Annotated in this window: 26 protein-coding genes and 1 pseudogene; 13 read left to right on the forward strand and 14 right to left on the reverse strand. The window is 62.6% G+C overall.

Annotation, left to right across the window (positions count from 1 at the left end):
- Positions 1–61 precede the first annotated feature (61 nt).
- Together AADW18_RS09985 and AADW18_RS09990 are read left to right on the forward strand one after the other, a co-directional pair.
- Positions 62–400 carry a hypothetical protein gene (locus tag AADW18_RS09985; protein WP_337343214.1) on the forward strand — a complete coding sequence of 113 codons (339 nt, stop codon included), beginning with the start codon at positions 62–64 and terminating at the stop codon, positions 398–400.
- A 128-nt stretch (positions 401–528) separates the two neighbouring features.
- A complete protein-coding gene (locus AADW18_RS09990; protein WP_337343215.1) occupies positions 529–1,251 on the forward strand; it encodes a hypothetical protein in 723 nt (240 codons plus the stop codon).
- Between the two features lie 90 nt (positions 1,252–1,341).
- Here the strand turns inward: AADW18_RS09990 and AADW18_RS09995 are convergent, their stop codons facing one another.
- Genes AADW18_RS09995 through ubiH form a run of 3 tightly spaced genes read right to left on the reverse strand, consistent with a single transcriptional unit; the run spans position 1,342 to position 4,876 of the window.
- On the reverse strand, positions 1,342–2,448 hold the full coding sequence (locus AADW18_RS09995; RefSeq protein ID WP_337343216.1) for a Gfo/Idh/MocA family oxidoreductase: 1,107 nt from the start codon (positions 2,446–2,448) through the stop codon (positions 1,342–1,344).
- 44 nt (positions 2,449–2,492) lie between these two features.
- Positions 2,493–3,671, reverse strand: coding sequence for a UbiH/UbiF family hydroxylase (locus tag AADW18_RS10000; RefSeq protein ID WP_337343217.1), 1,179 nt, complete (start codon positions 3,669–3,671; stop codon positions 2,493–2,495).
- Positions 3,668–4,876, reverse strand: a complete 1,209-nt coding sequence (gene ubiH, locus AADW18_RS10005) for a 2-octaprenyl-6-methoxyphenyl hydroxylase (RefSeq protein ID WP_337343218.1) — start codon at positions 4,874–4,876, stop codon at positions 3,668–3,670. Before ubiH ends, AADW18_RS10000 begins: the two co-directional genes overlap by 4 nt.
- Before the next feature lie 108 nt (positions 4,877–4,984).
- Between ubiH and AADW18_RS10010 the strand changes: the two genes are divergently transcribed.
- The 10 genes and pseudogenes from AADW18_RS10010 to AADW18_RS10055 all read left to right on the forward strand — a co-directional run bounded on the left by AADW18_RS10010 (position 4,985) and on the right by AADW18_RS10055 (position 15,175).
- Positions 4,985–5,584 carry a hypothetical protein gene (locus AADW18_RS10010; protein WP_337343219.1) on the forward strand — a complete coding sequence of 200 codons (600 nt, stop codon included), beginning with the start codon at positions 4,985–4,987 and terminating at the stop codon, positions 5,582–5,584.
- A 28-nt stretch (positions 5,585–5,612) separates the two neighbouring features.
- A complete protein-coding gene (locus tag AADW18_RS10015; RefSeq protein ID WP_337343220.1) occupies positions 5,613–6,170 on the forward strand; it encodes a cob(I)yrinic acid a,c-diamide adenosyltransferase in 558 nt (185 codons plus the stop codon).
- A gap of 1 nt (position 6,171) precedes the next feature.
- Complete coding sequence (locus tag AADW18_RS10020) at positions 6,172–7,080, forward strand: histone deacetylase family protein (RefSeq protein ID WP_337343221.1); 909 nt, start codon at positions 6,172–6,174, stop codon at positions 7,078–7,080.
- Between the two features lie 180 nt (positions 7,081–7,260).
- Positions 7,261–9,696, forward strand: a complete 2,436-nt coding sequence (gene lptD, locus AADW18_RS10025) for an LPS assembly protein LptD (protein WP_337343222.1) — start codon at positions 7,261–7,263, stop codon at positions 9,694–9,696.
- A 2-nt stretch (positions 9,697–9,698) separates the two neighbouring features.
- Positions 9,699–11,027, forward strand: coding sequence for a peptidylprolyl isomerase (locus tag AADW18_RS10030; protein ID WP_337343308.1), 1,329 nt, complete (start codon positions 9,699–9,701; stop codon positions 11,025–11,027).
- A 5-nt stretch (positions 11,028–11,032) separates the two neighbouring features.
- Positions 11,033–12,043, forward strand: a complete 1,011-nt coding sequence (gene pdxA / locus AADW18_RS10035) for a 4-hydroxythreonine-4-phosphate dehydrogenase PdxA (RefSeq protein WP_337343223.1) — start codon at positions 11,033–11,035, stop codon at positions 12,041–12,043.
- Positions 12,044–12,169: 126 nt separating this feature from the next.
- A complete protein-coding gene (rsmA, locus tag AADW18_RS10040) occupies positions 12,170–12,961 on the forward strand; it encodes a 16S rRNA (adenine(1518)-N(6)/adenine(1519)-N(6))-dimethyltransferase RsmA (protein WP_337343224.1) in 792 nt (263 codons plus the stop codon).
- 204 nt (positions 12,962–13,165) lie between these two features.
- A complete protein-coding gene (gene apaG, locus AADW18_RS10045; RefSeq protein WP_337343225.1) occupies positions 13,166–13,546 on the forward strand; it encodes a Co2+/Mg2+ efflux protein ApaG in 381 nt (126 codons plus the stop codon).
- Positions 13,546–14,367 (forward strand): annotated as a pseudogene (locus AADW18_RS10050) (symmetrical bis(5'-nucleosyl)-tetraphosphatase); the annotation flags it as partial. The gene apaG and the pseudogene AADW18_RS10050, both read left to right, overlap by 1 nt.
- A 136-nt stretch (positions 14,368–14,503) precedes the next feature.
- Positions 14,504–15,175 carry a DUF1287 domain-containing protein gene (locus AADW18_RS10055; RefSeq protein ID WP_337343226.1) on the forward strand — a complete coding sequence of 224 codons (672 nt, stop codon included), beginning with the start codon at positions 14,504–14,506 and terminating at the stop codon, positions 15,173–15,175.
- A 63-nt stretch (positions 15,176–15,238) separates the two neighbouring features.
- Here AADW18_RS10055 and AADW18_RS10060 read toward each other — a convergent pair whose 3' ends face one another.
- The 5 genes from AADW18_RS10060 to AADW18_RS10080 form a co-directional block, all read right to left on the reverse strand.
- Positions 15,239–15,733: a dihydrofolate reductase gene (locus AADW18_RS10060; RefSeq protein ID WP_337343227.1), complete on the reverse strand. Its 495-nt coding sequence runs from the start codon at positions 15,731–15,733 to the stop codon at positions 15,239–15,241.
- Between the two features lie 4 nt (positions 15,734–15,737).
- Positions 15,738–16,532: a thymidylate synthase gene (locus AADW18_RS10065; RefSeq protein ID WP_337343228.1), complete on the reverse strand. Its 795-nt coding sequence runs from the start codon at positions 16,530–16,532 to the stop codon at positions 15,738–15,740.
- Complete coding sequence (lgt, locus tag AADW18_RS10070; RefSeq protein ID WP_337343229.1) at positions 16,529–17,431, reverse strand: prolipoprotein diacylglyceryl transferase; 903 nt, start codon at positions 17,429–17,431, stop codon at positions 16,529–16,531. Before lgt ends, AADW18_RS10065 begins: the two co-directional genes overlap by 4 nt.
- Positions 17,432–17,699: 268 nt before the next feature.
- Positions 17,700–18,449, reverse strand: a complete 750-nt coding sequence (locus AADW18_RS10075; protein ID WP_337343230.1) for a TerC family protein — start codon at positions 18,447–18,449, stop codon at positions 17,700–17,702.
- Positions 18,450–18,482: 33 nt separating this feature from the next.
- Positions 18,483–18,863, reverse strand: coding sequence for a diacylglycerol kinase (locus tag AADW18_RS10080; protein ID WP_337343231.1), 381 nt, complete (start codon positions 18,861–18,863; stop codon positions 18,483–18,485).
- Between the two features lie 293 nt (positions 18,864–19,156).
- Between AADW18_RS10080 and AADW18_RS10085 the strand changes: the two genes are divergently transcribed.
- The gene (locus AADW18_RS10085; protein ID WP_337343309.1) at positions 19,157–19,840 is read left to right on the forward strand and encodes an SGNH/GDSL hydrolase family protein; all 684 of its coding nucleotides are present in this window, start codon (positions 19,157–19,159) and stop codon (positions 19,838–19,840) included.
- A gap of 81 nt (positions 19,841–19,921) precedes the next feature.
- Here the strand turns inward: AADW18_RS10085 and AADW18_RS10090 are convergent, their stop codons facing one another.
- The 6 genes from AADW18_RS10090 to AADW18_RS10115 all read right to left on the reverse strand — a co-directional run bounded on the left by AADW18_RS10090 (position 19,922) and on the right by AADW18_RS10115 (position 26,897).
- Complete coding sequence (locus AADW18_RS10090; RefSeq protein WP_337343232.1) at positions 19,922–20,878, reverse strand: isoaspartyl peptidase/L-asparaginase; 957 nt, start codon at positions 20,876–20,878, stop codon at positions 19,922–19,924.
- A 225-nt stretch (positions 20,879–21,103) separates the two neighbouring features.
- Positions 21,104–22,342, reverse strand: a complete 1,239-nt coding sequence (locus AADW18_RS10095) for an ABC transporter permease (RefSeq protein WP_337343233.1) — start codon at positions 22,340–22,342, stop codon at positions 21,104–21,106.
- A gap of 109 nt (positions 22,343–22,451) precedes the next feature.
- Positions 22,452–23,213, reverse strand: a complete 762-nt coding sequence (locus tag AADW18_RS10100) for an ABC transporter ATP-binding protein (protein WP_337343234.1) — start codon at positions 23,211–23,213, stop codon at positions 22,452–22,454.
- Positions 23,210–24,757 (reverse strand): efflux RND transporter periplasmic adaptor subunit, encoded by a 1,548-nt coding sequence (locus tag AADW18_RS10105; protein WP_337343235.1) that lies wholly within the window; start codon positions 24,755–24,757, stop codon positions 23,210–23,212. The genes AADW18_RS10100 and AADW18_RS10105 overlap by 4 nt, the downstream gene beginning before the upstream one ends.
- 90 nt (positions 24,758–24,847) lie before the next feature.
- Positions 24,848–26,119, reverse strand: coding sequence for a HAMP domain-containing sensor histidine kinase (locus tag AADW18_RS10110; RefSeq protein ID WP_337343236.1), 1,272 nt, complete (start codon positions 26,117–26,119; stop codon positions 24,848–24,850).
- Between the two features lie 76 nt (positions 26,120–26,195).
- The gene (locus tag AADW18_RS10115) at positions 26,196–26,897 is read right to left on the reverse strand and encodes a response regulator transcription factor (protein ID WP_337343237.1); all 702 of its coding nucleotides are present in this window, start codon (positions 26,895–26,897) and stop codon (positions 26,196–26,198) included.
- Between the last annotated feature and the right edge of the window lie 48 nt (positions 26,898–26,945).

Consider the following 26,945-nt stretch of genomic DNA (forward strand, 5'->3'; position numbering starts at 1 on the left):
GCCGAGGACGGCGCTCCTACGACAGTCGATCATTGAACTCAATCACATTGCGGAGACCCCCATGGCCGCCAGTTGGATCACCATCGTTGCACCCTACCTGCCCGAGATCATTCGGCTTGCGCGTCCCATGTTCACCCGTACGCCGGTGCGCGATGTCAACACTGAAAAACTTCGGCTGGATGTGTTGAACGAACAGATCGCCGAACTGCAGAACGCGGCGACGCAGAACGCCGATTCGATCAAACTGCTGGCGACCGACATGCAGAAGACCATCGAGGTTCTGCAGTTGGGCGCGGAAAGATTGGAACGGCAGTCCAAGCGCTCTGAACGAGCGGCGGTAATCGCCGCGACCATAGCAGGGCTGTCCTTTGCCCTTGCGGTATTCGCGCTGGTGCGCTGAGCCTTCCCACCCTATAGGAGCGGCGGGACCGCTTCCCACGATCGGACGCATTTGGGACCGACCGCACAGGCGATCTCACTCCCTGCAAACCGGAGGTGGCACTATGCTTCCCGGACCAGGAGGCCGTCATGCTGCCGATCGAACTCAAAGACCCCGCCGGCTTCGGCAATGAATTCCTTCGGCTGACGTTGCTGCAAGGATTCCAGTCACTGACCAAGCGCGACTTGGAGCTGCTGATCTTCGTTTTGCTGGAGCGCGACGGCGCCATTGAGCGCGGCGAATCCAACTTCACCGTGGCCGGCAAGTTGCGCGTCACGCCGGCCAAGGTCAAGGCGCTGCGCCGCGACGGCTACGCCCGCTGGCGCGCACTGGTGCCGGAGGAGCACGACGCCGCCCTGCAACGCATCGTGGCCACGGTGTTGACGGAAGCCAACCTGCGTGCCGGTGCGAAACATGTCAGCGAACGTGCCCGCAAGGAGGGATTCCTGGCCGTTCGTATCGAGCACCCTGACGACCAGCAGCAATTCGAGCAAGCCATTCTCGATGTCGGTGCGTTGCCGGTCTATGAGCGCAACCGCGATGTCGTTGCGGTGCGGTTCGACACGCTGCTGACCATCGCTGAACGCTGGGGGTATCTGCAGAAAGATCCCGCTGCCATCACGGCTGAGCTCAAGAAACTCGCCCCCACGTCGGAAGAAGTGGCTGATCTTCTGAAAAGAGACGTCACCAAGTTGCGCTGGCAAGATGCGCGCAATGCGCTCAATAGTCTGGGCGCCAAAGCGATCGCCAGCACCGCCGAGGGCGCCTTGAAGGGATTGCTGAAGATCGTATTTCCCTTTATCCCGGGGTGACTCGTAGAGCGGAGCTTGCTCCGCTGCTTTTTTTTTCGAGACCAGTAGGTATCTGCTTAGAAGCAGCGGAGCAAGCTCCGCTCTACGTTATTACACTGCCGACACCTGCACACGCTTACCACTGCGCATTGAAGCAAAGATCGCATCGATCACCCGCATGTCGCGCAGGCCTTCCTCACCCGGCACCAGCGGCGCGGTTCCGTTGAGAATGGACAGCGCATCGTCATCCATCTGCCGCGCCTGCTGGTTCGGCACGTGCACGTCCAGTATCTCGCCGCTGCTGGTGCGGCCTTGGATGCCGTCATAGGACTGGAAAGGCGACAGTTCATACCAACCGCGTTCGCAGTCGGTGTGCAGAAGATTCATGTCCGCACCGAGACTGGTCGAACATTCGGCGGTGATGCCGCTCGGAAATTCCAGACGAAAACGCATGGCTTCATCCACGCCACGAAAGATGTCGGGACGGTGAACTGCCTGGGTGGCGGTCACCGCCACGGGCTCCTCGCCCGAGATGTAACGGGCGGCATTCAAGGCGTACACGCCCATGTCGTACATCGCGCCACCGCCACGCGCTGGATCCAAGCGCCAAGCATCACTCCAACCTTCATTGAAGCCCTTGAACCCCGCCTCTGCCCGGATACTCTTGATACTTCCGTATGGTTTTTCTCGTGCGAACCCAATGATGCGCCGCGTATTGGGTTCGTGCTGCATGCGATAACCAATGGCCAGTTGTACGCGGTGCTGCTGGCAGGCATCGATCATCGATTGCGCTTCGGCGGCATTCATCGCCATCGGCTTCTCGCACCAGACGTGCTTGCCGGCCGCGGCGGCGGCCAGCGTGAGCGGTTTGTGCAGATGGTTGGGCGTCGCGATGTAGACAACGTCGATATCGTCGTTGTCGACTATGTTCTTGAAACTGTCGTAGTCGTAGATGTTCTTGTCGACGACGCGATAACGCTTTTGCCATTCCACGGCCTTATCTGGCGAACCGGTCACGATGCCTGCGAGATGGCAATGCCGGGTAAGCTGCAGCGCTGGCGCCAGCTGTTCGCGGCTGTAGTACCCCAGGCCGACCAGCGCCACGCCTAAACGTTTCCTGGTGGTTTGCTTCGACCACAGCGGCGTAGTAACGCCAGCTAATCCCACGCCGGCGATGGTTTTGATCGGACTGCGACGCGCTACGTGACTACGATCCATGGAACGCCACCGATGTAAGGGGGAGTGCTGGCGCCTGTTGCCACCTATGTGCCGGAAGCGTGTCGCCAGAAGGCATTAACCAATGGCGGCAACCGGCCGGCCAAACCCAGCACGCCACCCCGCAGCAGGGTGGCATGCATTTCATCATTGGAAAATACACGGTTGATCGTATCGAACGCGTATGCAGCTGCCGTATTTTCGCTGCGCCGCTGCCGCGACCAGCGCGCCAAACGGTGCGGAGCGCTCCAATCGGCGCGCTTGGCTTGGGCATCGCGCATGGCGTCACGCAAACCCGCGACGTCGCGCAATCCCAGATTCACACCCTGCCCCGCCAGCGGGTGGACGACGTGCGCCGCATCTCCAATCACCAGCACGCGGCCGCTGACATATTGGTCGACCAAGCGGCGGCGCAGGGGAAACGCCGCACGCTGCGACACCGCTCGCACCTGGCCCAGTCGTCCCGCGAACGCGAGGGTCAGTTCGCGATCGAAGGCGGCTTCATCCAATGCCAGGATTCGCTGGGCTTCGTCGTCCGGCAGCGTCCAGACAATGGAACTGCGGCCTTGCGTGAAAGGCAGGAAGGCCAGCGGCCCGGTCGGAAGGAAGCGCTGCCACGCAGTTTCTTCATGCGGACGCTCGGTTTCGACAAAAGCCACCACGCCGCGCTGCGCATAGTCATGCTCCGACACGCCAAGACCTGCCAGCCGGCGTAGCGTGGATTCGGCGCCATCGGCCGCGATCGCCAACCGCGCATCCAGCTTTCCGCCGTCGTCCAGGCGCAGACGAACCCCTTGTTCGTCCTGCTCCATGGCCTCCACCCGTGCCGGACAGTGCATCCGCACACCGGCGGCCGACAGAGCCGCCCATAAGCGATCGACCAACAGATCGTTTTCCACGATCCAGCCCAGCTGCGCGCGGCCCAGCGCGTCGGCGTCGAACTTCAATTCGCCGCCGCCTGCCGCATCCCATACCCGCATGCCCCGGTAAGCCTGCGCGCGCGCATCGCGCACTGCCGCCCACACACCGACGCCTTCGAGCAACGCGGCATTATCCGACGCAAAGGCATACACGCGCAGGTCAGGCTTGGCTGCCGACCAGCGCGGCGGTTCACGCCCTTCGACCAACGCGACTTCCAGCCCCAGTTGCGACAACGCCAGCGCGCAAGCACTTCCAACCACGCCGCCGCCTACTATCGCGATATCGATTTGTCCGCGCCGGTTCATGCCGCGCTCTCCCGGCAAAGCGCCGGCACATCGCCACGGAAACCCATCGCGCCACCCACCAACAACGACTGCAACGAAGGCGATGCATCGGCGGCCAGCAATCCGAGGCTGCGCAAAGGACGCAACAACGGCACGGCATTGGCGGTCACCCGCGCCAACCCATCGGAAAAATCCAGCGTCCGCTGACGATCCTCCGCACGCCGGGCGGTGTAGGCGGAAAGTGCGGCGGCATCGCCGGGATCACCACCTGGCTGCACCATTTCCGCCAGCGTCAGCGCGTCGCGCAAACCCAGGTTGAAGCCCTGTGCGCCGATCGGGTGAATGGTCTGTGCGGCGTTGCCCAACAGGACCGTGCGATCGGCGTGAATACGCCGCGCGACCACGCGCACGATGGGGTAGGCGCTGCGCGGACCGCTGGAGAGCAAACGACCTACGCGCCAGCCGAAGATCTTCTGGATACGCGCCAGCCAGGCAGCATCGTCCAACGCCGCGACAGCATCGGCCTGCTCACCGGCGACGGCATGCACCACCCCGAAATGGCGGTCTCCACGCGGCAGCAGCGCGGTGGGGCCATCGTTGCAGAAACGCTCGTAGGCAGTGCCATCCGGGACGCGATCGGCACGCACCCGGGCGACGAACAAAGTCTGTCGATAATCGTGCTCGTCGGCGGGGATCCCCATTGCTTCACGCACTCCACTGCGGGTGCCGTCGGCGGCGACCACCAGACGCGCACGCAATGTGCGTTCGCCGTTAGCGTCGACGATGCGAACCTGACGGAGCTGATCTCCGACAGATTCGAAACCGACGAAGCGCGCGGGCCGGTAACGTGTCAGACCGGATAGTTCGTCCAGCCGCGCTTCCAGGGCATCGCCAAAATCCCGCGCCACGACGACCTGACCGAAGCTGTCGCGCCCGTATTCGGACGCATCCAGCTTGACCCGGCCAAAATCGCCCTGCCGGCTGATGTGGATGCAGCGGATCGGTCCGGCCGGCGCGCGCAGCTTGGCCATGACACCCAAAGCGGTGAGTGCGTTGACCGTAGCCGCAGCGAAGCTGAGATTGCGCTGGTCGAATACCGCTGGCATTTCTCCGGCCGGGGTCGCTTCCACCAAGCCCACGTCCAGGCCCAGGCGATCCAAGGCGATCGCCAAGCTGGCGCCTACCAAGCCGCCACCTACTATCAACACGTCATGCGGTTCAATCATGGCGCCATGATACCGGCTCGTTCCCCGGCCCTCCCGGCGGTGGCATCCCGGCAACGCGCGGCGGCCGGCCTCAGCTAGAATGGCAGCCTGAGTTCCTGGAAACCGCACATGAACAGCAACACCCAGCGCGCCATCATTCTTGCCTTGCTCACCTTGCTGCTGGTGGCCAGCAGGCTCAATCTTCCCGCTTCGCTCACCCATTTCGGACCCATACCGGATGCATCGTGGGCGGTGTTCTTCATCGCCGGTTTCTACTTGCGCGCCTGGACTCGCTGGGCCTTCCCGCTGCTGATGGCGGTGGCGGTATTGGTGGATTACGTCGTAATCAGCGGTCAAGGCCTCAACTTCTGGACCCATTACTGCGTCTCGCCCGCTTACTGGTTCCTGCTGCCAGCGTACTTTTCGCTGTGGGCCGGCGGCCTGCTGGTCCGACGCTTCTACAAAGGTAGCGATGGCAAGTCGCTGGCTACGCTGGTCGCCAGCCTGGTTGGCGCCGTCGCGGTCTGCCATCTACTCAGCCAAGCCAGCTTTTATTGGATCAGCGACGTCGTGACAGCGCCTACCGTCGCCGGCTGGTGGAAGAACTACAGCGACTGGTTTCCTTCCTACCTGCGTGTGACGGCGATCTATGTCGGCCTTGCGGTCATCGTCCATGTCGGTGTGCAGCAAACCGCACGCTTGCAAGCCTGGGCCAACGCCAGGCGCTGAGCCGCACACGGAACCTGGACCTGGGCCGATGGGCAACCGTCTTTCCAAGATCTACACCCGCACCGGCGATGACGGCAGCACCGGGCTGGGCGACGGCAGCCGCGTCGGCAAGGACTCGGCGCGGGTCGACGCGTACGGCACGGTGGATGAGGCCAACTCCGCCATTGGTGTCGTGCTGGCGGCGGCCAATGTGCCCGAAGACATCCGCGCATTGCTGACCACCGTGCAGCATCAGATGTTCGACCTGGGCGGTGAGCTGTGCATTCCCGGCCATGCGGCCATCACCGCCGCCGATGTGGATGCGCTAGAAGTCCAGTTGGATCATTACAACGACCCCTTGCCGGCGCTGAAGGACTTCATCCTGCCGGCCGGAGGCGAAGCCGCGGCGCGTTGCCATTTGGCGCGCACCATCGTGCGCCGCGCCGAGCGCGAGACCGTCGCGCTGTCGCGGCACGAAGCAGTACGCCCCGAAGCCATCCGCTATCTCAACCGCCTTTCCGATCTGCTCTTCGTTCTGGCACGTGTACTGGCGCGGGCGGACGGGCACGGCGAAGTGCTCTGGAACCACCAACGCCGGCACAGCTGACGTGATCATCTTTACCCATCCTGCGTGCCTGGCCCATGATCCCGGCCCCCAACACCCGGAACGGCCGGCGCGCTTGGAAGCGGTACTGGAGTCGTTGCGCGCCGCGCATGGCGACCTGGATTGGCGCGAGGCGCCGGCGGTCAAGCTAGGCGATCTGCGCCGTGTCCACGACGAGACGCTGATACAGGCGGTGCTGGAAGGCGACTTCCAGGGATACCGGATGCTGGATCCGGACACGGTGATGGTGCCGGCGTCGCGCACCGCCGCGTTGTATGCCGCGGGCGCGGGCGTGGCCGCCGTCGATGCTGTGATGAAGGGTGACGCTTCGACCGCTTTCTGTGCCGTACGCCCCCCTGGGCATCACGCTACCAGCGGCACGGCCATGGGGTTTTGCCTGTTCAACAACATCGCCATCGCCGCTGCCCACGCGTGCGAAAAGCACGGCCTGGAGCGAGTGGCCATCGTCGATTTCGATGTGCACCATGGCAATGGCACCCAAGCCATCTTCGCCAACGATCCACGAGTGGCCTATTTCAGCACCCACGAATCGGGTATCTATCCCAACAGCGGTGCGCCGTACGAGCGCGGCGTGGGCAATATGTTCAACGCGCTGCTGCCACCGGGCAGTGGCGGATTCCGCTTCCAGAATACCTGGGCGGACGAACTGCTGCCCGCGCTGGATGACTTCAAGCCGCAGCTGTTGCTGATCTCGGCCGGCTTCGATGCGCACATGCGCGACCCGTTGGCCGACCTGATGCTGGAAACCCAGGACTTTGCCTGGCTGACCCGCCAGCTGCGCAGCCTCGCCCGCCGGCACGCGGCAGGACGGGTGGTCTCGATGCTGGAAGGTGGCTACGACCTGGAGGCATTGCGCGAGTGCAGTGCCGCGCACGTGGACGAACTCCGATAAGCTGAGAGCCAGCTCGCGAGCCGCCCGCCTTCGTTCGCGACGGATCATGAGCAAGTTCTGAGAAAATGCGTACGCTGAACCAGGCCCCACACCAGCCGGCGGTTTTCATTGCCCGCATCCATGGGATACGGCAAGCTAGCGGCCGATTTTGACCCTGAATTTGATGGAGCCCTGCATCGCGTGCGTCCAGTCCTTCGCCTGCTACCGTTGCCGTTCAGTATCGCCCTATGTCTGCCGGCGATGGCGGCCGACGACAAGCCCGAGAGCTGGGCACTATGCCCTGTGCAGGACGTAATTCCTGTCTTTAGCGAGGCGCCGAAGCCGGCGCCGGGCACCGCGCAGGCGCAGCGCGACCAGCGCGCCGAGCAGCCCACCTCCATTGAAGGCAACGCACTGGGCGGCACCGAGTCGAACCTGGAATACAGCGGCGATGTCGCGCTGGTCCGTGGCGACCAGTTCCTGGGTGCGGACAATCTGAAATACGACCAGGAAAAAGATACCTACGTGGCAGACGGCCACGTGCGCTACCAGGATGCCGGCCTGCGCGTAATCGCCGACAGTGCCAGGGGCGATCAAAGCGCCGACTCGCACCAGATCGACAACGTGCGTTACCAGTTGGTGTCACGCCGCGGCAACGGCGGCGCCGATCGCATCAACTTGAAAGGCCCCGAGGGCGAGTTGCTGCACTCCACATACTCCACCTGCGATCCCGAGGATCGGCGCTGGGAATTGCGCTCCCGCCGGATCGACGTGAATACCGACAAAGGCTGGGGCGTGGCCCGTGGTGCCACGATCCGCATAGGCAAGATCCCGGTGATGTACGTTCCGTGGCTGAAGTTTCCGATCGACGACCGCCGCCACACGGGCCTCCTGTACCCGGCCATCGGCCAGTCCGGCCGCAATGGTTTCGACTACAAGCAGCCCATTTACCTGAATCTTGCGCCGAACTACGACGCCACCATCTCGCCGCGCATCATGACCAACCGCGGCATACAGCTCGGCGGCGAGTTCCGTTATCTGTACGAGGGCGGACGAGGCATATTCAAGGGCGAGTGGATGCAAAGCGACGATCTGCTGAAGGATCGCGCAAAGGAACCAAGCTACAACAACCCTGTCAACCCTAATAATCCGGATCCAGACGACAGCCGCGGCGTATTCGGCTTCGCTGGCGTCCACAATCTCAACCGTAACTGGCAGGCGCAGGCAAATCTGACCTGGATCAGCGACGCCCGCTATACCGAGGACTTCAGCAACGCGCTGTACGGGCTTTCAGCCACGTCGATCACCAGTACCGCTGGCCTGTACGGCGCTGGCGAGCACTGGAGCGCCGGCATCATGGCCGACAGTTGGCAGTTGTCTGATTACCTGAGCAGCGAATTCAACCTGCCGTACAACCGCTTGCCGCGCATCTACGCCAATGGCGAAAAGCCATTCGGCCGCTGGCTGTCCGCAGGCGTGAATGTCGAGGCGGTTCACTTCCAGCATAACGAGAAGCCGGGCGGCGATCGTCTCGACGTCAAGCCCTTCGTTACGATGCCACTGCAGGGCGCTGCCTGGTATGTCACCCCAACCCTCGCTTGGCGACATACTCAGTACCGGCTGGATGGAGATGCCAGGGAACGCGCAGCGCTGGGCTACGGTATCGAGCCGGACCAGGTCACCCCGGAAATGCTCGCCCAGTTCCGCGACGCATCGCCCAGCCGCAGCCTGCCCATCGCCTCGCTCGACGCCGGCCTGTATTTCGACCGGGAAACCGAGATCAAGGGCAGCCGATACCTGCATACGCTGGAACCGCGCCTGTTCTACCTCAATGCGCCATATCGGGAACAGGACGGCATTCCGTTGTTCGACACTCGCCCCTTCACTTTCAGCTGGGGGCAGCTGTTCCGTGACAATCGCTATTCGGGCCCCGACCGGCAGACCGACGCCAACCAGCTCACCCTGGCGCTCAGCACGCGCTTCCTGCGCCAGTCCGACGGCTTCGAGCGCCTGTCTGCCAGCATTGGCCAGATCATCTATTTCGACGACAGCCGGGTCACGACCACGCCTGGCGAAATTCCGATCGAACAAGGCAAATCGGCCTGGGTCGCGGATACCACGTATGCGCCAACCGATCGCTGGACCATTGGCGCCTCGTATCAATGGGACCCGAAGATTCGCCGCGAGAACCTGATCAGCACGCGCGCCCGCTACCTGATCGGCGACGATGGCGTGGTCAACCTGGCCTATCGCAAGCGCCGGGACCTGCTGGAAGAAGCCGACTTCTCCTTCCTGTACCCGGTTACGCCGTCCTGGAGTGTGGTCGGCCGCTACTACCGCTCGCTGGAAACCGATAGCTTGCTGGAAGGCATCGCCGGCGTGCAGTGGGATAGCTGCTGCCTGGCCGTGCGCGCGGTGGTACGCCGCTACGTGCGCAATCGCGAAGGCGATATGAACAACTCGATCCAGGTCGAGTTCATTCTCAAAGGTCTCGGTTCGGCTGGCCAGAATACGGAGCGCACCTTGCGCCGTGGTATTCTCGGCTACTACCGAGACGACCTATATCTCGTCCCGCCGAGCAACACCTCGCGCGACCCGGACGACGACGACAATTACGCTCCGGATCCAATCCCATGAAAATGAAGTCCCTCCGTTTCCTCGTGGCCGGCCTGCTCGCCGCCGCGACTATCTCGCCGATATTCGCTCAGTCGCTGCAGCCGCTCGACCGCATTGCCGCGGTTGTCAACGAAGACGTGATCCTGCAAAGCGAACTGGACCGCGCGGTGCAGAACGTGCTCGGCCAGTATGCCAACCGGCCCGAACAGTTGCCGCCGCGCAATGTGCTGGAACGCCAGGTCCTGGAGCGGCTGGTGCTGGTCAAGCTGCAGGTAGCACGCGCCAATGAAAGCGGCATCCGCGTCAGCGATCAGGAACTGAACAACGCCGTCGCCAGCGTCGCCCAGCAGAACGGCACCACCGTGGACGGCCTGCGCCAGCGGCTTGAGGCCGACGGCATGTCGTTCGGCGACTTCCGCAATTCGCTTCGCGACGAGATCGTCGTTCAACGCTTGCGTCAGAGTTATGCGCAAAGCCGCGTGCAGGTCAGCGAGAGCGAAGTCGACGCCGCCCTGGCGGCGCAGACCAGCAGCGGTTCCCAGTACCACCTGGCCCACATTTTGGTGGGACTCCCGGAAGGCGCCACCGCCGAGCAGATCGCTACCGGCGAGCAAAAGATCGCCGGCGTCAAGGCGCTGATCGACAAGGGGGAACTCGATTTTTCGGCAGCGGCGGTGCGGTATTCCGACAGCCCGAACGCGCTGGAAGGCGGCGATCTTGGCTGGCGGACCCTGGATGAAATTCCGGTCGCCTTCTCCCAGATGCTCAAGGACATGTCGGCTGGACAGGTCGTCGGCCCGTTGCGAGGCCCGAGCGGATTCCAGCTGTTGAAACTGGTGGAAGTACGTGATGCGTCGCAGGCCGCCGCGAAGACCGTCACTGAGTTCAACGCACGCCATATCCTGATCCGGGTCACGGACGTGCAGGACAGCGCGGCGGCCAAGGCCAAGATCGATACCTTGCGCGCGCGCATCGCCGGCGGCACGGATTTCGTCGAAGTCGCCAAGGAAGCTTCCGAAGACCCCAACAGCCGCAATGAAGGTGGCGACCTGGGCTGGTTCCCGGCAGACGCCTACGGCCCGGATTTCGGCAAGCAGGTTTCCAGCGTCAATGACGGTCAGGTCACCGCACCGTTCCGCACCGATGCCGGCTGGCATATCGTGCAGCGCGTCGGCACCCGCCAGACCGACGTCACCAGCACCAATCAGCGCGCGCAAATTCGCGAAACGATCGGTCGCCGCAAGGCCGAAGACGAGTACAACCGCTATCTGCAGGAGTTGCGCGGCGAAGCCTACGTCAACTTCCGCAGCGGCGATCGCACCGAAGGCGACGCTGCCAACAAAGGCAGCTGAGCATCATGAAACCCCGGCTCGCGCTGGTCCCCGGCGAGCCGGCGGGTATTGGGCCCGAACTCTGCGTCCGGCTCGCACAACAGCCACGTGATGATTGTCGGTTGCTCGCGTTTGGCGACCCCGACACGCTTCTCGCCGCAGCCGCGTCCCTGGAATTGCCGCTGAGATTGCTTGGCGAAGACGAGCCCGCCAACACCCCCGGCGATCTGGCGATCCGGGTGGTGGCCAATGCCGTTCCCACTCGTTTCGGCCAGACCGATCCCAGCAACGCCGCTGCGGTCATCACGGCGCTGAATCAAGCTTCCGACGCTTGCCTGCACGGTGAACTGGACGGCCTTGTTACCGGGCCCGTTCACAAGGCGGCCATCAATGCTGGCGGCATTTCCTACACAGGCACCACCGAACTGCTTGCGCAGCGCGCAGGCTGTGACGTGGTGATGATGCTCGCCAACGACATCGTCCGTGTCGCACTGGCAACCACCCACCTGCCGTTGCGCGAAGTGCCTGATGCCCTCACGGCAGACAGCTTGGCGCGCGTCCTGGGTATCACGCATGCTGCTCTGCGCAACGATTTCGGCATTGATGCTCCCATCATCGCCGTGCTGGGGTTGAACCCTCACGCGGGCGAAGCCGGACACTTGGGACGCGAAGAGATCGATGTCATCGCACCGGTGCTGCAACGCCTATCGGCCGAAGGCATGCACCTGGTTGGGCCGTTGCCGGCCGACACGGCTTTCCTGCCGCAAAAACTGAAAGGTTTCGATGCCGTATTGGCGATGTATCACGACCAGGGCTTGCCAGTACTCAAGTACAGCGGTTTCGAGCAGGCCGTGAACCTGACCCTTGGCCTGCCCTACCCCCGCGTCGCGGTCGACCACGGCACCGCCTTGGAACTGGCGGGCAAGGGTTTGGCCGATCCATCGAGCTTGTTTGCCGCGGTGGGGATATGTGCCGCGATGGCGAAGAGGCGTATGCGGAAGCGGGAATCGGGAATGGAGAATGGGGAATGGGAGTGAACTTCACTGGCATCTGCGGGTTCGCCATGCTCAAGGCTTGAAGCGAGGATCGCGCGGAACGAGCTGCTCATTCCGCGTGGCGATCTCGCCGTTCCGATTCCCTATTCCCATTCCCGGCTCCCATCCATGTCCCACTTCAAAGCACCGCCCAAGAAATCGCTAGGCCAGCACTTCCTGACCGATCGCAGCTACATCGACAAGATCGTGCTGGCGGTGAATCCCAAGCCCGGCGACCGGTTGGTCGAGATCGGGCCGGGCCAGGGCGCCATTACGCTGCCGCTGCTGAGAAAGCATGGCGAACTGACCGCCATCGAGTTCGATAGGGACCTGATCACGCCGCTGATGGAATCATCGGAGGGAGTTGGCCGCCTGACGATCATCCACAAGGATGTGCTGGCAGTGGATTTCACCAAGCTGGCGGCTGGCGAAGACAAACTGCGGCTGGTCGGCAACCTGCCGTACAACCTGTCGTCACCCATTCTTTTCCATGCCATCGAACACGCAGCCGTCATCCGCGACATGGTTTTCATGCTGCAGAAGGAAGTGGTGGACCGCATGGCAGCCGAGCCAGGCAGCAAGGTCTATGGCCGCCTCAGCGTCATGCTGCAGGCGTACTGTGCGGTGACCCCCTTGTTCGTGGTGCCGCCGGGCGCCTTCCGGCCACCGCCGAAGGTCGATTCAGCGGTCGTGCGCCTGGTGCCACGCGATCCGGACAGTATCGGCGTCCAAGCGCCTCAGCGTTTCACCGAAGTCGTGCGTGCGGCGTTCGGCCAACGCCGCAAGACATTACGTAATGCGCTTTCAAGCGTGTGCGACGTCGAGCAGATCGAAGCTGCCGGTTTGCGCCCGGATGCCCGCGCCGAACAAGTGGAAGTGGCCGGTTTCATACGCCTGGCCAATCTGCCCCCAGCAGAGTGAGTTCAGTCGCAGTCCTATCCTTGCACCACATGATTCAAGGGGGAAAGGAAAGGCATTCAAACAAGTTGAGTGCCGCGTCGCCAAGGCGAGGCGAGGCGCATGGGTACCTGCTCCACTCACATGATGCGCACGTATCCGTCGCCAATGGCAATGTCGGTAAGCGCATTTCCTACACAAATTGCCGCTTTTGCATAAACTGTCGCCATGAACGACGCCGACTACGCCATCGATATCGACGTAGCCACCCGTTTCCTCGCCGATCAATCCGCGCCCGAGGAAGGGCGCTACGTTTTCTCCTATACCATCCGCATCCGCAATAGCGGCCGGGTTGGCGCCAGGCTGCTGGGACGCCATTGGACTGTCACGGATGCCAACGGCAAGGTGCAGGAAGTGGACGGCGAAGGCGTGGTGGGCGAGCAACCTTGGCTGCGTCCGGGCGAGGATTTCAAATACACCTCTGGTGCGGTACTGGAAACCTCCCTGGGAACCATGCAAGGAAGCTACGACATGCTGGCCGACGATGGCACACGCTTCGATGCGCCAATCCCCCAGTTCACACTGTCCATCCCACGGACGCTGCACTGATGGCGGTCTGGGCAATCGGCGACCTGCAGGGTTGCTACGACGTCACCCAGCGGTTACTGGAACGGATCCGTTTCGACCCGGCCGCGGACAGGCTTTGGTTCTGCGGTGATCTGGTCAATCGCGGCGGTCAGTCACTGGAAACCCTGCGCTTGGTGCGCTCGCTGCGCGAGCACAGTGTGGTGGTGCTGGGCAACCATGATCTTTCCTTGCTGGCCGTCGGCGAACGAACCCCGGACGAACAGCGCAAGGTGAACCCCGACCTGCAGCGAGTGGTCTTCGCCGATGATGCGCGCGAATTGCTGGATTGGCTGCGCATGCAGAAACTGCTGCACGCCGATCGGCAACTAGGATGGATGATGGTCCACGCCGGTCTTGCGCCGAAATGGAGCATCAGCCTGGCGGAGCGCTACGCGCGTGAAGTCGAGCAACAGCTGCATGGCAACGGCTATCGCAAACTGTTTCGCAACATGTACGGCGACAAGCCGAGCTGGTCGCCCAACCTGTCCGGCTACGAGCGCTCGCGCGCCATCATCAACTTGTTTACCCGCATGCGTTATTGCACCCCGCGCGGGCGCATGGCCATCGAGGAAAAAGGCGCCCCCGGGACGCAGGCGCAGGGCCTCTATCCCTGGTACGAAGTTCCAGGCCGCGTGCAGCGTGAACTGAAAATCGTCTGCGGACATTGGTCGACATTGGGCCTGATGATTGGCCATGGCATCCATGCGATCGATACCGGCGCTGTCTGGGGCGGAAAACTGACTGCTTTGCAGTTGGATACCGACGAGCTGCGTGTGGTGCAGGTGCCGGGACGGGAAGTGCCGACACCTGGCTGAAACATCCTGACTATTGTGGCCTGCCCCGCAGCATGGCGAACGCGGTCTAGGCGCGCCCACTTACAAGGGAGTATCGGGTTTGAGAGACCTGACAGCCAAGGAAACAGCGAATCCGTTGCACCACATGAGCGCCCGGTCCAGCGTCGCAGTCGCGCTATTGGCGCTGACGCTGGCGAGCTTGTCCATCGCCTGCCGTGCCGATGTCCCGGCGGCGCAGAAGATCGTCGCAGCGGCGCAGACATCCTCGCCTTCTCGCATACCCATGCAGACGCCACCATCGCCGCCGCTGGTGGCGGCCGCGCGCGGACAGATCGGCGTCACCCGCCTCTACGATCCGGCGTATGTCGAATTGGATTATCCAGACGGCGACGTGCCGCGTGATCGGGGCGTCTGCACCGATGTCGTTATCCGCGCGCTAAGAACGCAGGGCCTGGATCTGCAGCAGGCTATCCACGAAGACATGCGCAGGAACTTCGCGGCCTATCCGCAACTCTGGGGGCTGAAGCGCGCGAACCGGAGCATCGACCACCGCCGAGTACCGAACCAAATGCATTGGTTCGAACGCCAAGGCTGGGCGCGGCCGATTGATTCTGCTCCCGACGGCTACCACGCAGGTGAGATCGTTGCCTGGAAGCTCACGGGCTCCGGCCTGCTGCATATCGGCATCGTTTCAGACCGCACTACCCACGACGGCATCCCGCTGATCATCCACAACATCGGCCGGGGTACGCAGGAAGAAAACTTGCTATTCCAGCACGCCATCATTGGCCACTACCGGCCGGTACTGCCCTTGTAGGATCGTGCTGGCGTCCTGGCACGCAATCAATCGCGGTTTGTTCGAAGTATCCTCGCGAGAGCATCAAGCCCGAACGTAGTCCACGAACTCGAAAGCGAACGCATGCCTGTTGTCGACCGGATGCGGCTCACGACCGACCGCTCGCCACTGCGTCGCATCGAAACCTGGAAAGAAAGCGTCTGCATCTTCTACTTGCGTATCGACGTGCGTGAGATAAAGACGATCGGCCAGGGATAGCGTGAGCCGGTATATCTCCGCCCCGCCGATAACGCAGAGTTCCTTCGAACCGTTCGCTTCCGCGAGCGCGAGCGCCTCTTCGAACGAAGCTACTGCGCGCATATCTTCAAATGGCGCGTTGCCGGATCGCGTCAGCACCAGATTGAGACGACCTGGCAAAGCACGGCCCAGCGACTCGGCCGTCTTGCGGCCCATCAGTACCGGCTTGCCCAGGGTCAGCGCCTTGAAGCGCTTGAGGTCGTCGGGTAGTCGCCAGGGCAGATCGTTGCCTTTACCGATAGCGCGATCACGATCCAACGCGGCGACAAGCGAAATCACCACGGTGCTACACCGCCACCGGCGCCTTGATGGCCGGATGTGGCTCGTAGCCGTGAATCTCGATGTCGTCGTAGGTGAAAGCGAACAGATCGGTCACATCGGGATTCAAATGCAATCGGGGCAATGCGCGCGGTTCGCGCGACAACTGTTCGCGTGCCTGTTCGTAGTGATTGGAATACAAGTGCGCGTCACCCAGCGTGTGCACAAAATCGCCCACGCCCAGCCCCGTCGCCCGCGCCACCATATGCGTCAGCAGCGCATAACTGGCGATGTTGAACGGCACGCCCAGAAAGATGTCGCCGCTGCGTTGGTACAGCTGGCAACTCAGCTTTCCGTTCACTACGTAGAACTGGAACATCGTGTGGCACGGCATCAACGCCATCTTCGGCAGCTCCGCGACATTCCAGGCGGAAACGATCAACCTGCGTGAATCAGGGTTGCGCTTGATTTCGTCCACCACCCAACGGATCTGATCGATCTCGCCACCGTCGGCGGTCGCCCAGCGACGCCACTGTTTACCGTAGACCGGCCCCAGCTCGCCCTGCTCGTCCGCCCATTCATCCCAGATGCTGACCTTGTTGTCCTTCAAATAAGCGATGTTGGTTTCGCCTTTCAGGAACCACAGCAACTCGTGGACGATGGAACGCAGGTGCAGCTTCTTGGTGGTGACCAGCGGAAAGCCTTGATTCAAATCAAAGCGCATCTGCCAGCCGAACACGCTGCGCGTTCCGGTACCGGTGCGATCGGATTTCTCCGTGCCTTGGTCCAGCACATGCTGCAACAAATCGAGATATTGCTTCATGCGGACTCCTTGGCGGCTTTCGTCTGAGCGGGAATCACAGGCTGCAGCGTTGGCGACCGGCGCGACCGCCACAGCAAATAAAGGCCCAGTGCGATCAATGGCGTGCTGAGCACTTGCCCCATGGTCAACCAACCAAAGGCCAGATATTTCAATTGCTCGTCCGGCACTCGCACGAATTCCACCGCGAAACGGAAAACACCGTAGAGCAGCGCGAACAGACCGGAGACCGCATAGCGTGGACGCGGTTTGCGCGAGAACCACCACAACACACAGAACATCACCAGCCCTTCCAAAAAGGCTTGATAAAGCTGCGATGGGTGGCGCGCGAACTGGTTCAAAGCCCCAGCGGCGTACTGCGCTTGCAACTGCTGCGCGTCCAGGCCGAGCTTCAGGACATTCGGATCGGTGCTGGGGAATATCACGCCCCAACCGGCCTGGGTGTACTTGCCCCAGAGTTCCGCGCCGACGAAGTTACCCAGGCGCCCGAAACCCAGGCCCAGCGGCACCAGCGGGGCCACGAAATCCATGGTGTCGAAGAAGTGGATGCGATGCCGGCGCGTCCACCACCAAGCCGCGGCCATGACGCCCAACAGGCCACCGTGGAAGCTCATCCCGCCTTCCCACACTTTGAATATCGACAGCGGGTTCTGCACGAAGGCATCAAAGCCATAGAACAGCACGTAACCGAAGCGTCCGCCCAGCACGACGCCCAGCATGGAATAGAACAGCAAATCCGAGAATCCGTTGGCGTCCACACCCGGCAGGCGGCCGGCACCAATCCGCAGCCGCCCCAACCACCAGGCTGCCAGGAACCCCAACAGATACATCAAGCCGTACCAATGCAGCTTCAACGGGCCCAGCGAAAAGATGATCGGGTCGATCTGATGAAGGTAAATCATGCGCCTCGGCTTGGCCGTCCAGGGATAGGCCCTATTTTGCCCGAGTGGGGAGCCGGCTGCTTATCGGATGCCATCGGCCGGAACCCGAATGGGAGCGCTTCTCGTAGAGCGGAGCTTGCTCCGCTGCTTTTTCCTTCACCGACGAAAAGCAGCAGAGCAAGCTCCGCTCTATGAAACGCCCTTAACCCGCATATGTCGGCAAAAGCACCGGCGCGTCAGGCGACGAAGGCGGCCAGCTCAGTACCTCCGCCTTCAGGCCGTCAGCAGGTCACCATTCACCGGCGCCAGGAACGTGCCGGCGCGCCGCACGACGGCGCATCAGCAGGTTCAGCCATTCGACCATCACCGAGAAGCCCATGGCGAAGTAGACGTAGGGCTTGGGCACATGCACTTCCAAACCGTCCAGGATCAACACCGCGCCGATCAGCACGATGAAGGCCAGCGCCAGCATCTTGATGGTGGGGTTGGCGTCGATGAAACGGCCCAGCGGATTGGCCGCCAGCAGCATCACGGCGACCGCCAGCAGGATGGCAGCCACCATGACCGGGATGTGCTCGGCCATGCCAACGGCGGTAATGACCGAATCGAGGGAAAACACGATGTCGATGATGGCGATCTGGGCGATGACCATCCCGAATACCGCCGAGGTCTTGGTGGTGGAAGGATCTTCGTCTTCTCCGCCCCCGATCAGCTCCTTGATCTCCATGGCGCCTTTTATCAGCAGGAAGATGCCACCCAGTATCAGCACCAGGTCGCGCACCGAGATTCCCATGCCGAACAGGGTGAACAGGTCGTACTGCATCTTCGCCAGGAAGGCCAGCGACACCAGCAGCGCGATACGCGTGATGCAGGCCACTGCAATGCCGATCCTGCGCGCCAGCGGCCGCTGGAGAGGGGGCAGCTTGGCGACGGCGATGGAAATGAACACCAGGTTGTCGATGCCCAGCACGATCTCCAGTGCGCTCAGGGTCACCAGCGTCAGCCAGACGTTGGGGTCGGCCAGGAATTCAAAACTCATGTGCGTGCAATCCTTTCTTTTTGGTTATATCGATCAAAACAGCCGCGGCCCCAAGATAAAGGCCCAGCACAGCAAAACGTTCATCATCAGCACGAATACCGCAGCCGATCCCATGTCCTTGGCGCGCCCGGCCAGCTCGTGGTACTCCGGCCCGTAGCGCTCGATCAGCGCTTCCACCGCCGAGTTCAGCAACTCGGCCGCCAATACCAGCAGACAGCTGCCGATCAGCAGACTTCGCTCGATACCATCCCGGCCCAGCCACACCGCCAATGGCGCGAGCACCACCAGCAGATAAACCTCGAGGCGGAACGACGACTCGTGCAGCCAGGCCGCCTTCAAACCCTGCATCGACCACACTGTCGCCTTCAGGATGCGGCCTGGGCCGCGTGGCATGTGTCCGATTTCATCGGCCATGAGGTGTCATCCGGAAGTCAGCGGGGGCGAACGGCAACGGCACCGAACGCACAAGAGCAAGAGCCATGGAGCGCACGCGCGATCGGACGGTGGCCTGGCGAAGACAGGTCATGGAACGACGCGATGGGAAAGCGCATGAGCGGTGCGGGGGATCGTCGGAAAGGGCGATTTTGCCACAAGGTGGCCGCCGACACCCGCCAGGCCGGGTTTACAAGCCGCCGTCGAGACGGTTTCATTCAAGCCAAGACTACGCAGACAACCGGATAATCGGGAATATGGCCCCAATTTACGTGATTCGCCTCATTTTCCTGACCTCTCTACTGATTCTGGCGGCTTGCGCCAGTACTGCCGCTACGCCAGAGGGTTCGCCCCAGGTGCCGGGGCAGCTGTCGAGCACGGCCTTCGAACAGGACATGCAGCAGTTCGCGATGGCGGATGCGGCTTCCCCGCCCCCTGAGAACGGGGTGCTGTTCATCGGGAGCTCCTCGATCCGCCTGTGGGACGGATTGGCGGCCGATTTTCCCGGTATCACCGTAATCAACCGGGGTTTTGGTGGTTCGGAACTGCGCGACAGCACTTACTACGCCGATCGCATCATCGCCCCTTATGCACCGCGCAAGATCCTGATCTACGCCGGCGACAACGATCTCAGCAGCGGCCGCAGTCCGCAGCAGTTGCGCGAAGACTTCCGCGCGTTCGTCAGTCGTGTACGGCGCGATCTGCCGAAAGTCGAAATCGCCTACATCGCCGTCAAGCCCAGTCCTTCCCGCGCACACCTACTCGAGGCTCAACGACTAGCGAACGCGCTGATTGCCGCGGACGCCGGAGCACTGGACGTGGAGTTCATCGACATTTTCACTCCCATGCTGGATGCCACCGGCAAGCCGCGGGAAGAACTTTTCCTCGAAGACCGGCTGCATATGAATCGCGCTGGCTACGAAATATGGCGGGACGTCATCGCACCTTATCTCGATTGACAGGTTTGGTTAAAAGCGACATTCGATGTCTGCGATGGAATCCAGCGTCAGCCCGCCGCCGGACGCCTCCTCCGCTCCCGATCACGCCTCTCGATAAATCGCGGTACCGCGCGAACCATCCGGACGTATCCAGCCGCGGTACATGCCCGAGGTGTTGAATGCCATCGCGATATTGCCGTCGCGATCCAAGGCGATGGCGCCGCCATCGCCGCCATGGCTCGGCACCACGTTCATGATCACCTCTTCGGCTGCTGCGACGATGCTGTCGCCGCGATAGGCGACGCGAGCGCAGATGTCGTGGGCCACCGCGTTACGTATGAAGAATTCACCCCAGCCGGTGCCTGACACACCGCAGCGATCATCGGCCCAGGTTCCTGCACCGATGATCGGCGAGTCGCCGACGCGCCCCCAGCGTTTATTGGTCATCCCGCCTGTGGAAGTGGCAGCGGCGATACGGCCGTGCGCATCCAATGCGACCGCGCCAACCGTACCGAAATACCGGCCGCGCAAGTCCTGGCTGGTCTGCCACTGCTCCTGCTCCAGTGCTTGTGTCAGCTTCAGTTGCTCGCGACGGACATCAGTGTCGAACCAATGGTTGGCGACACGCTGGATACGCGGCTGGGTATCGGCGAATTGCTCGGCGCCTGCCCCGATCAGAAATACATGCGGAGAATCCTCCATGACTGCGCGCGCCAAGCGGATGGGATTGCGCACGGTCCGCACGCCAGCCACCGCACCGGCTCGCCGGCTATGCCCCTCCATGATGGAGGCGTCCAGCTCGTGCTCGCCGCTGGCATCGAAGACCGAGCCTTTGCCCGCGTTGAAACGGGGGGATTCTTCCAGAGCTATGACAGCGGCTTCCACCGCGTCCAACGCGCTACCTTCTAGGGACAGCATCGCCGCGTAGCCAGCTTCCAGGGCATTGTTCAGATCGGCCAGAATCTCCCGCTCGTCAGCGTCACTGAGTTGGCCGCGCTCTATGACGCCGGCGCCACCATGGATCACCAAGGCTATCGGGGAAGATTTGCGAGCTGTCATTGCGAGCGCGACGACCGTGGGCGGGGCGGTCAGGATACCTCGCCCATGGAACCGATGAATCTGATGGCGACACGTGCCAGGGCATCTTTGCGCCGAGTCGTGACAGCTTCGTCACTTCGGTGCGGGCCTGTACGCGCCAGAAGCCGCTCCTAAAATAAGCAAAATTCTGTAGGAGCGCCGTCCCGGCGCGAGCTCTCGCTCGTATTCAGCGGCCCGTCCGATAGATCATTGCGAACGCAGCGCTTCGATCGGGTCCAGCTGCGACGCCTTGCGCGCGGGGTAATAGCCGAAGAACAGACCGGTAGCGACAGAAAAGCCTGCTGCCAGGCCGATCACCTGCCCGTTCAGTGCCACCGGCAAATCGCTGAATCGCCCCACCAGCAGCGCGCCGGCAATGCCAATCGCAATACCCAGCGCGCCGCCGATCAGTGATATCAGCATCGCCTCGGCCAGGAATTGCCGGCGCACGTCGCTCGGACCCGCGCCCACTGCCATGCGCAAGCCGATTTCGCGAATGCGCTCCGTCACCGAGACCAGCATGATGTTCATGATGCCGATACCGCCAACGATCAGCGATATCGTCGCCACCGCGCCCAGCAGCAGCGACATCAAACGCGTAGTTGCGGTGCGGGTGGCCACGATTTCGGAAATGTTGCGCACGTTGAAGTCGTCTTCTTCGCCCGGCATGATCTTGTGGCGCTGACGCAACAGGGCCTCCACTTCGCCCTGCACGTAGGACAGATCCTTGGCGTTGGCGACCGTCAGCGCGATCTGCATCACCGCGCCGGCGGGCAAGCCCATGGCGCCCATCAGCCGGCGGCGCGCTGTCTGCAAGGGCACCATTACCACATCGTCCTGGTCTTGACCGAAACCGCCCTGGCCTTTCGACTTCAAGGTCCCCACCACCGTGAACGGAACACGGCCCAGCCGGATGGTCTGACCTATGCCGCTGTCTTCGCCAAACAACGTGCGGCGCACGGTTTCGCCCAGGATCACGACCTTGTCGGCGCCGGTGTAGTCCTGCGCATCGAAGCCCTCGCCACCGGCAATCGTCCAGCTGTTGATGTCGAAGAAGTCCGGCTGCACACCCTGCCAACTGGTGGACGCGTTGTTTTCGGCGTAGACCACTTGCGTATTGCCGCGTAGCGCGCCTGCCACGTACTGCACTTCCGGAACTTCATTGCGGATCGCATCCACATCGCCCTCGTTGAGGGTGAAGAAACTGGCGGAGCTCATTCGCACAGCGCCGCCCGCACCGCGACTGGCGCCCGGACTGATATCCAGGCGCTGCGAACCTAGGCCGGAGACCATCTTGTCGATTTCGGCCTGGGTTCCCTGCCCCACCGACACCATCACGATGACGGCGGCGATGCCGATGATCACGCCCAACGACGTCAGCGCGCTGCGCATCCAGTTGCCACGCAACGCGAAGATCGCCGTGCGCAAGATGTCGGAGAATTTCATGACGAAGAGCCGGGAATGGAGAATGGAGAATGGGGAATCGCCAAAGCGCGAGCGCCGCATCGCATGCGTGCACGGCCGGGAAAATCGCCACAGGCGGAAAATACGCGGGTCACGGCACGTCCTCCCCCATTCCCGTTTGCCGTCTCCCCGTTCCCGGCTCTTCGTGCAACTCACCGTCGCGCATCACCAGCGTGCGGTCTGCATGCGCGGCTACTTCGGCGTCATGGGTAATCAGGATGACGGTGTGGTCCTGGTCGCGCAGGCGTTTGAACAGGGCCAGGATTTCCTCGCCGGTCTTGCTGTCGAGCGCGCCCGTCGGCTCGTCGGCCAGCAGGATCGGAGGTTGGTTGATCAGCGCACGCGCAATGGCGACGCGTTGCTGCTGCCCGCCGGAAAGCGCATTGGGACGATGATCCGCGCGGTCGGACAATCCCACCGCCGCCAATGCCTCGCGCGCGCGCTCCAACCGTTCGCGTGGCGGCACCTGCGCGTAACCCAAGGGCATCGCGACGTTTTCCAAAGCGCTCATGCGAGACAGCAGATTGAAGCCCTGGAACACGAACCCGATCTTGTCCCGTCGTAGCTCCGCCAGCTCCTCGGCATCCAACGTCGAGACATCCACTCCGTCGCAGAAGTAGCTGCCGGAAGAAGGTGTATCCAGGCAGCCGATGAGGTTCATCAGCGTCGACTTGCCGGAACCGGACGGCCCCATGATGGCGACGAAATCACCGCGCTGGATGCGCATGTCGACGCCTTTCAACGCAACCACCTCGGCCTCGCTGTCGGGCGAGTAGACCTTGCCCAGGCCATGGGTTTCGATGACCGCCACGCGTGCTGGCGCAGCCGTTGCGGTAGCTGCCGGGGCGCTCATTCCTTGGGGCGCTCGCCGACGACCATCACGTCGCCTTCCTTGATATCGCCGGATACCTCGGTATTGGTGCCGTCGCTGGCACCGATGCGCAAGGCGATCGGTTGCGGCTTGCCGTCGACCAGCCGGTACGCGGTCGCCCGTTTAGCGCTGAGCAGATCCCGGAGCGCGCTGTCCCACCGGCGGGCTTGTTCTTCGTCCAGGCTCGCACGGAATGCCGCGAAATCCTGCTGGAAGCGTTCGATCATGCGTTGGCGCATCTGGCCCTCGCCACCGCCAGCAGGCGCACCGACGGTTCTCATGGACATGCCGGGTCCCGCACCGCCACCGCCAAACAGGCGATTGCCGCCACTGCCGCCTTGCGCTGCCTGCGCCATGCGTGCCGCCTGGCGTTCGCGGACTTTGACAATGGCCGCGTCGAATGCCGCCTGTTGTTCCGGCTTGAGTTGCAGGCCGGCTGCCACGCGTACCAAGTCATCGGCCATACCGCCGCCGCGCGGCATGGCCGCCGGACCGGCGGGTTGCGCGCCAGCGGCGGCGGTATCGCCATTGGCTGGCTTGTAACGCAATGCGGCGTTGGAAATCTTCAGCACGTTGTCGCGTTTGCTGACTTCGATCTCGGCGTTGACGGTCAGCCCCGGCAGCAAAGTGCCGTCGCTGTTGTCGACGGTGACCACTACCGGATATGTCACCACGTTATTCGTGGTGGTAGCCGCCAGCCGCACTTGTTCCACTGTTCCTCTGAATTGACGATCGGCGAAAGCGTCAGCGGTGAACGAGACTGTCTGGCCCACCTTGACCTGGCCTATGTCGGATTCATCGACGGCCAGTTCGATCTTCATCTTGCTCAGATCTTCGGCGATGGTGAACAGTTCCGGCGCCTGCAAGCTGGCGGCCACCGTCTGCCCGGGTTCGATGGTGCGAGTCAGCACCACGCCGTCGACCGGCGAACGGATCACCGTACGGTGCAGATTGATGCGCGTGGTCTGTGTGGACGCCGTTTGTTGCTGTATTTGCGCTTGCGAGGAATTCACCTGGGCACGCGCCTGATCCAGTGCGGACCGGGCCAGATCCACGTCGCTTTGCGCTACCAGCTTTTGCGCACCCAGATCGGCTTTGCGCCGATAATCCAGCTCCGCATTGCGCAAAGTCGCTTGCGCTTGCCGCAATGTGGCCTGCGCGTTGGCGATCTGCGCGTTGCCTTGCGTGATCTGCGCTTCGTAGCTGCTGGGGTCGATGCGCGCCAGCACCTGGTCTTTCTTCACTTCGCTATTGAAATCGACCAGGACGTCAGTGACCTGCCCGGAAATCTGGCTGCCGACCGTGACCGTGGATATCGCGCTGAGGGTGCCGGTGGCGGAAATGGCGACGCGGATATTGCCCCGCTCCACCGGCGCGGTCCGAAAAGCGCTCTCAGCGTTCTCGCTCCTGTGCGCGTTCCAGTACCAGGCGCCTCCGGCAAGAAGTACGACGACAACGGCGCCGACCAGCAGATTGGGAAGCAGGGACTTTTTCTTGCGAGGTGCGCTGGGGCGAGGCTGGCTCATCAGTGAGTCGGCTAGATGGGGGTGTGGTGATTAACGCACAGCAGAAGGCCAGGTTGACAGGCGCGTAATCGGTTCGGTTCCCGTACAGATTCAGGAGACGAAACGAATGGTCGCGCTGGTCCCTTCGCCAAGCACGCTGTCCAGTTCCACTTTCCAGCCGAATCGTTCGCACAAGCGGCTGACGATGGACAGGCCCAAGCCACTGCCGTGCGGGCGAGTAGGATCGGCGCGATAGAACGGCTCGAACACGCGCGCCATGGATTCGGCCGACATGCCGATGCCGGTGTCGCGTATCGTCACCCGATCAGCCTCCAGGATCACGTCGATGCGGCCCTTGTCGGTATAGCTGCAGGCATTGCGCAGCAGGTTGCTCACTACCACCTGGAAGGCGCGCGGAGGCGCATGCAGGCGTGGTTTGGCGTTGCAGGTGACCTCCAGATCCACCGGTTTTCCGATCAGCAGCGTGCGCGCGTTCTCGGCTTCGTCCTGAACGATGTCGGCGACATCGAAGTCCTCGCGTTGGGGCTCCACTTCCGCTTCGCGCGCCAGGATCAGGAACGCATCGATCACCGCTTCCATATCGCGGCCGGCGCGTTGGATCCGCTGCAGTGCGCGCGCGACGCGCGGGGGCGAGTCCTCCGCCATCGCCATGTCGCTGGCCACGCGTATCACCGTCAGCGGTGTCCGCAGTTCGTGGCTGGCATCGCGGGTGAAGTCGCGCTCGCGCGCCACGTGCGCGGTCACGCGTTGGGCAAGCCCGTGCAGAGCCGATGCCAACTGGCGTGCTTCGCCTTGCACTTCCTTCGGCAGACGATCCGAAGCGAGTGAGCTGACGTCGGGCCGGCGCGGATCCCACTCGCCCACCTGGCGAGCCAACCAGCTGACCGGCGACACCAGCCGCTTGGAGGACCGATAGGTCAGCCACGAAACCAGATAGATCGCGATCAAGGTCATGATGATCGGCAAGGTGCCGAAGTAGAACGCCATGCGCTCGGCCTGCGAACGCAGGAAGACCAGGTACAGGCGGCCGGCCGGCTTCTCGTCCACCAGCACCAGCATGTCGTCGTCCTTCAACTCGTGGAAGCCCGGCTTCAGATCTCGCAGGTTTGCCGGCAAGACCAGATTCGAATGCCCCTTCATCACCAGATAGCCGCGCAGGTTGAAGGTGTTGGGCGGCGGCTGCGCCTCGGACGCGTTGTACAGGTCCCAGAAATGGGTCGCTTCCTCCTGCAGCGCCGTATTCATCAGGCTGTGCTTGATGACCGCGGAAATCAGGTACACGCCCAGCACGATGGCCAAGCTGACCATGACCGCCTGCAGGATGAAGGCGATCCTGAGTTTGCGAGGCAGGCCTTGCGGCATCGGCGCGTCCCTATCCCGGTGGCGTTAACAGGCCCAAGTCGAAGCGCGGATTATGCCGCGATTCCCACCGCTCCCGTCAGCCGATGTCCGCGATGCGGTAACCGGCGCTCTGCACGGTGTGAAGCAGCGGCTTGTCGAAAGGTTTGTCGATGACCTTGCGCAAGTTGTACAAGTGACTGCGCAACGTATCGGAATCAGGCAAGCCGTTGCCCCAGATCTCTCGTTCGATCTCCTGGCGCGTCACCACCCGTGGCGACTCGCGCATCAGGATGGTCAGCAAGCGCAGGCCGATGGGCGAGAGCATCAGCTCGGTGCCGCCACGGGTAGCACGCATGCTGACGGGATCCAGCACCAGGTCGGCCACCTTGAGCACCTCGGCACCCACCTGCCGGCGCTCACGCCGGATCAGGGCGCGCAAGCGTGCCTCCAGCTCCTGGATGGCGAAAGGCTTGGTCAGGTAGTCGTCCGCGCCCGAACTGAGCCCAGTGAGCTTGTCGTCCAAGGTGTCGCGTGCGGTCAGCATCAGCACCGGGGTGGATTTGCGCGCCTCATTGCGCAGGCGGCGGCAGACTTCCATGCCGTCCAGGCGCGGCAACATCAAATCCAGCACCAGCACGTCGTAACTGTTCTCCACTGCCAACCGGTAGCCATCCAGCCCATCGCTGGCGTAATCCACCTCGAATCCTCGGCCTTCCAGGTACTCGCCGATCATTTCCGAGATGTTGCGGTTGTCCTCAACTACCAAAACCAGTCCCGCTGTCTCCTGAGTGTGGCGCATGATGTCTCCGACATTTCTTCAGGTTTGTGAACGTACCCCGTTGCGAGT

It is taken from the genome of Pseudoxanthomonas sp. CCNWLY206-1 (assembly GCF_039710385.1).
GTDB lineage: Bacteria > Pseudomonadota > Gammaproteobacteria > Xanthomonadales > Xanthomonadaceae > Pseudoxanthomonas_A.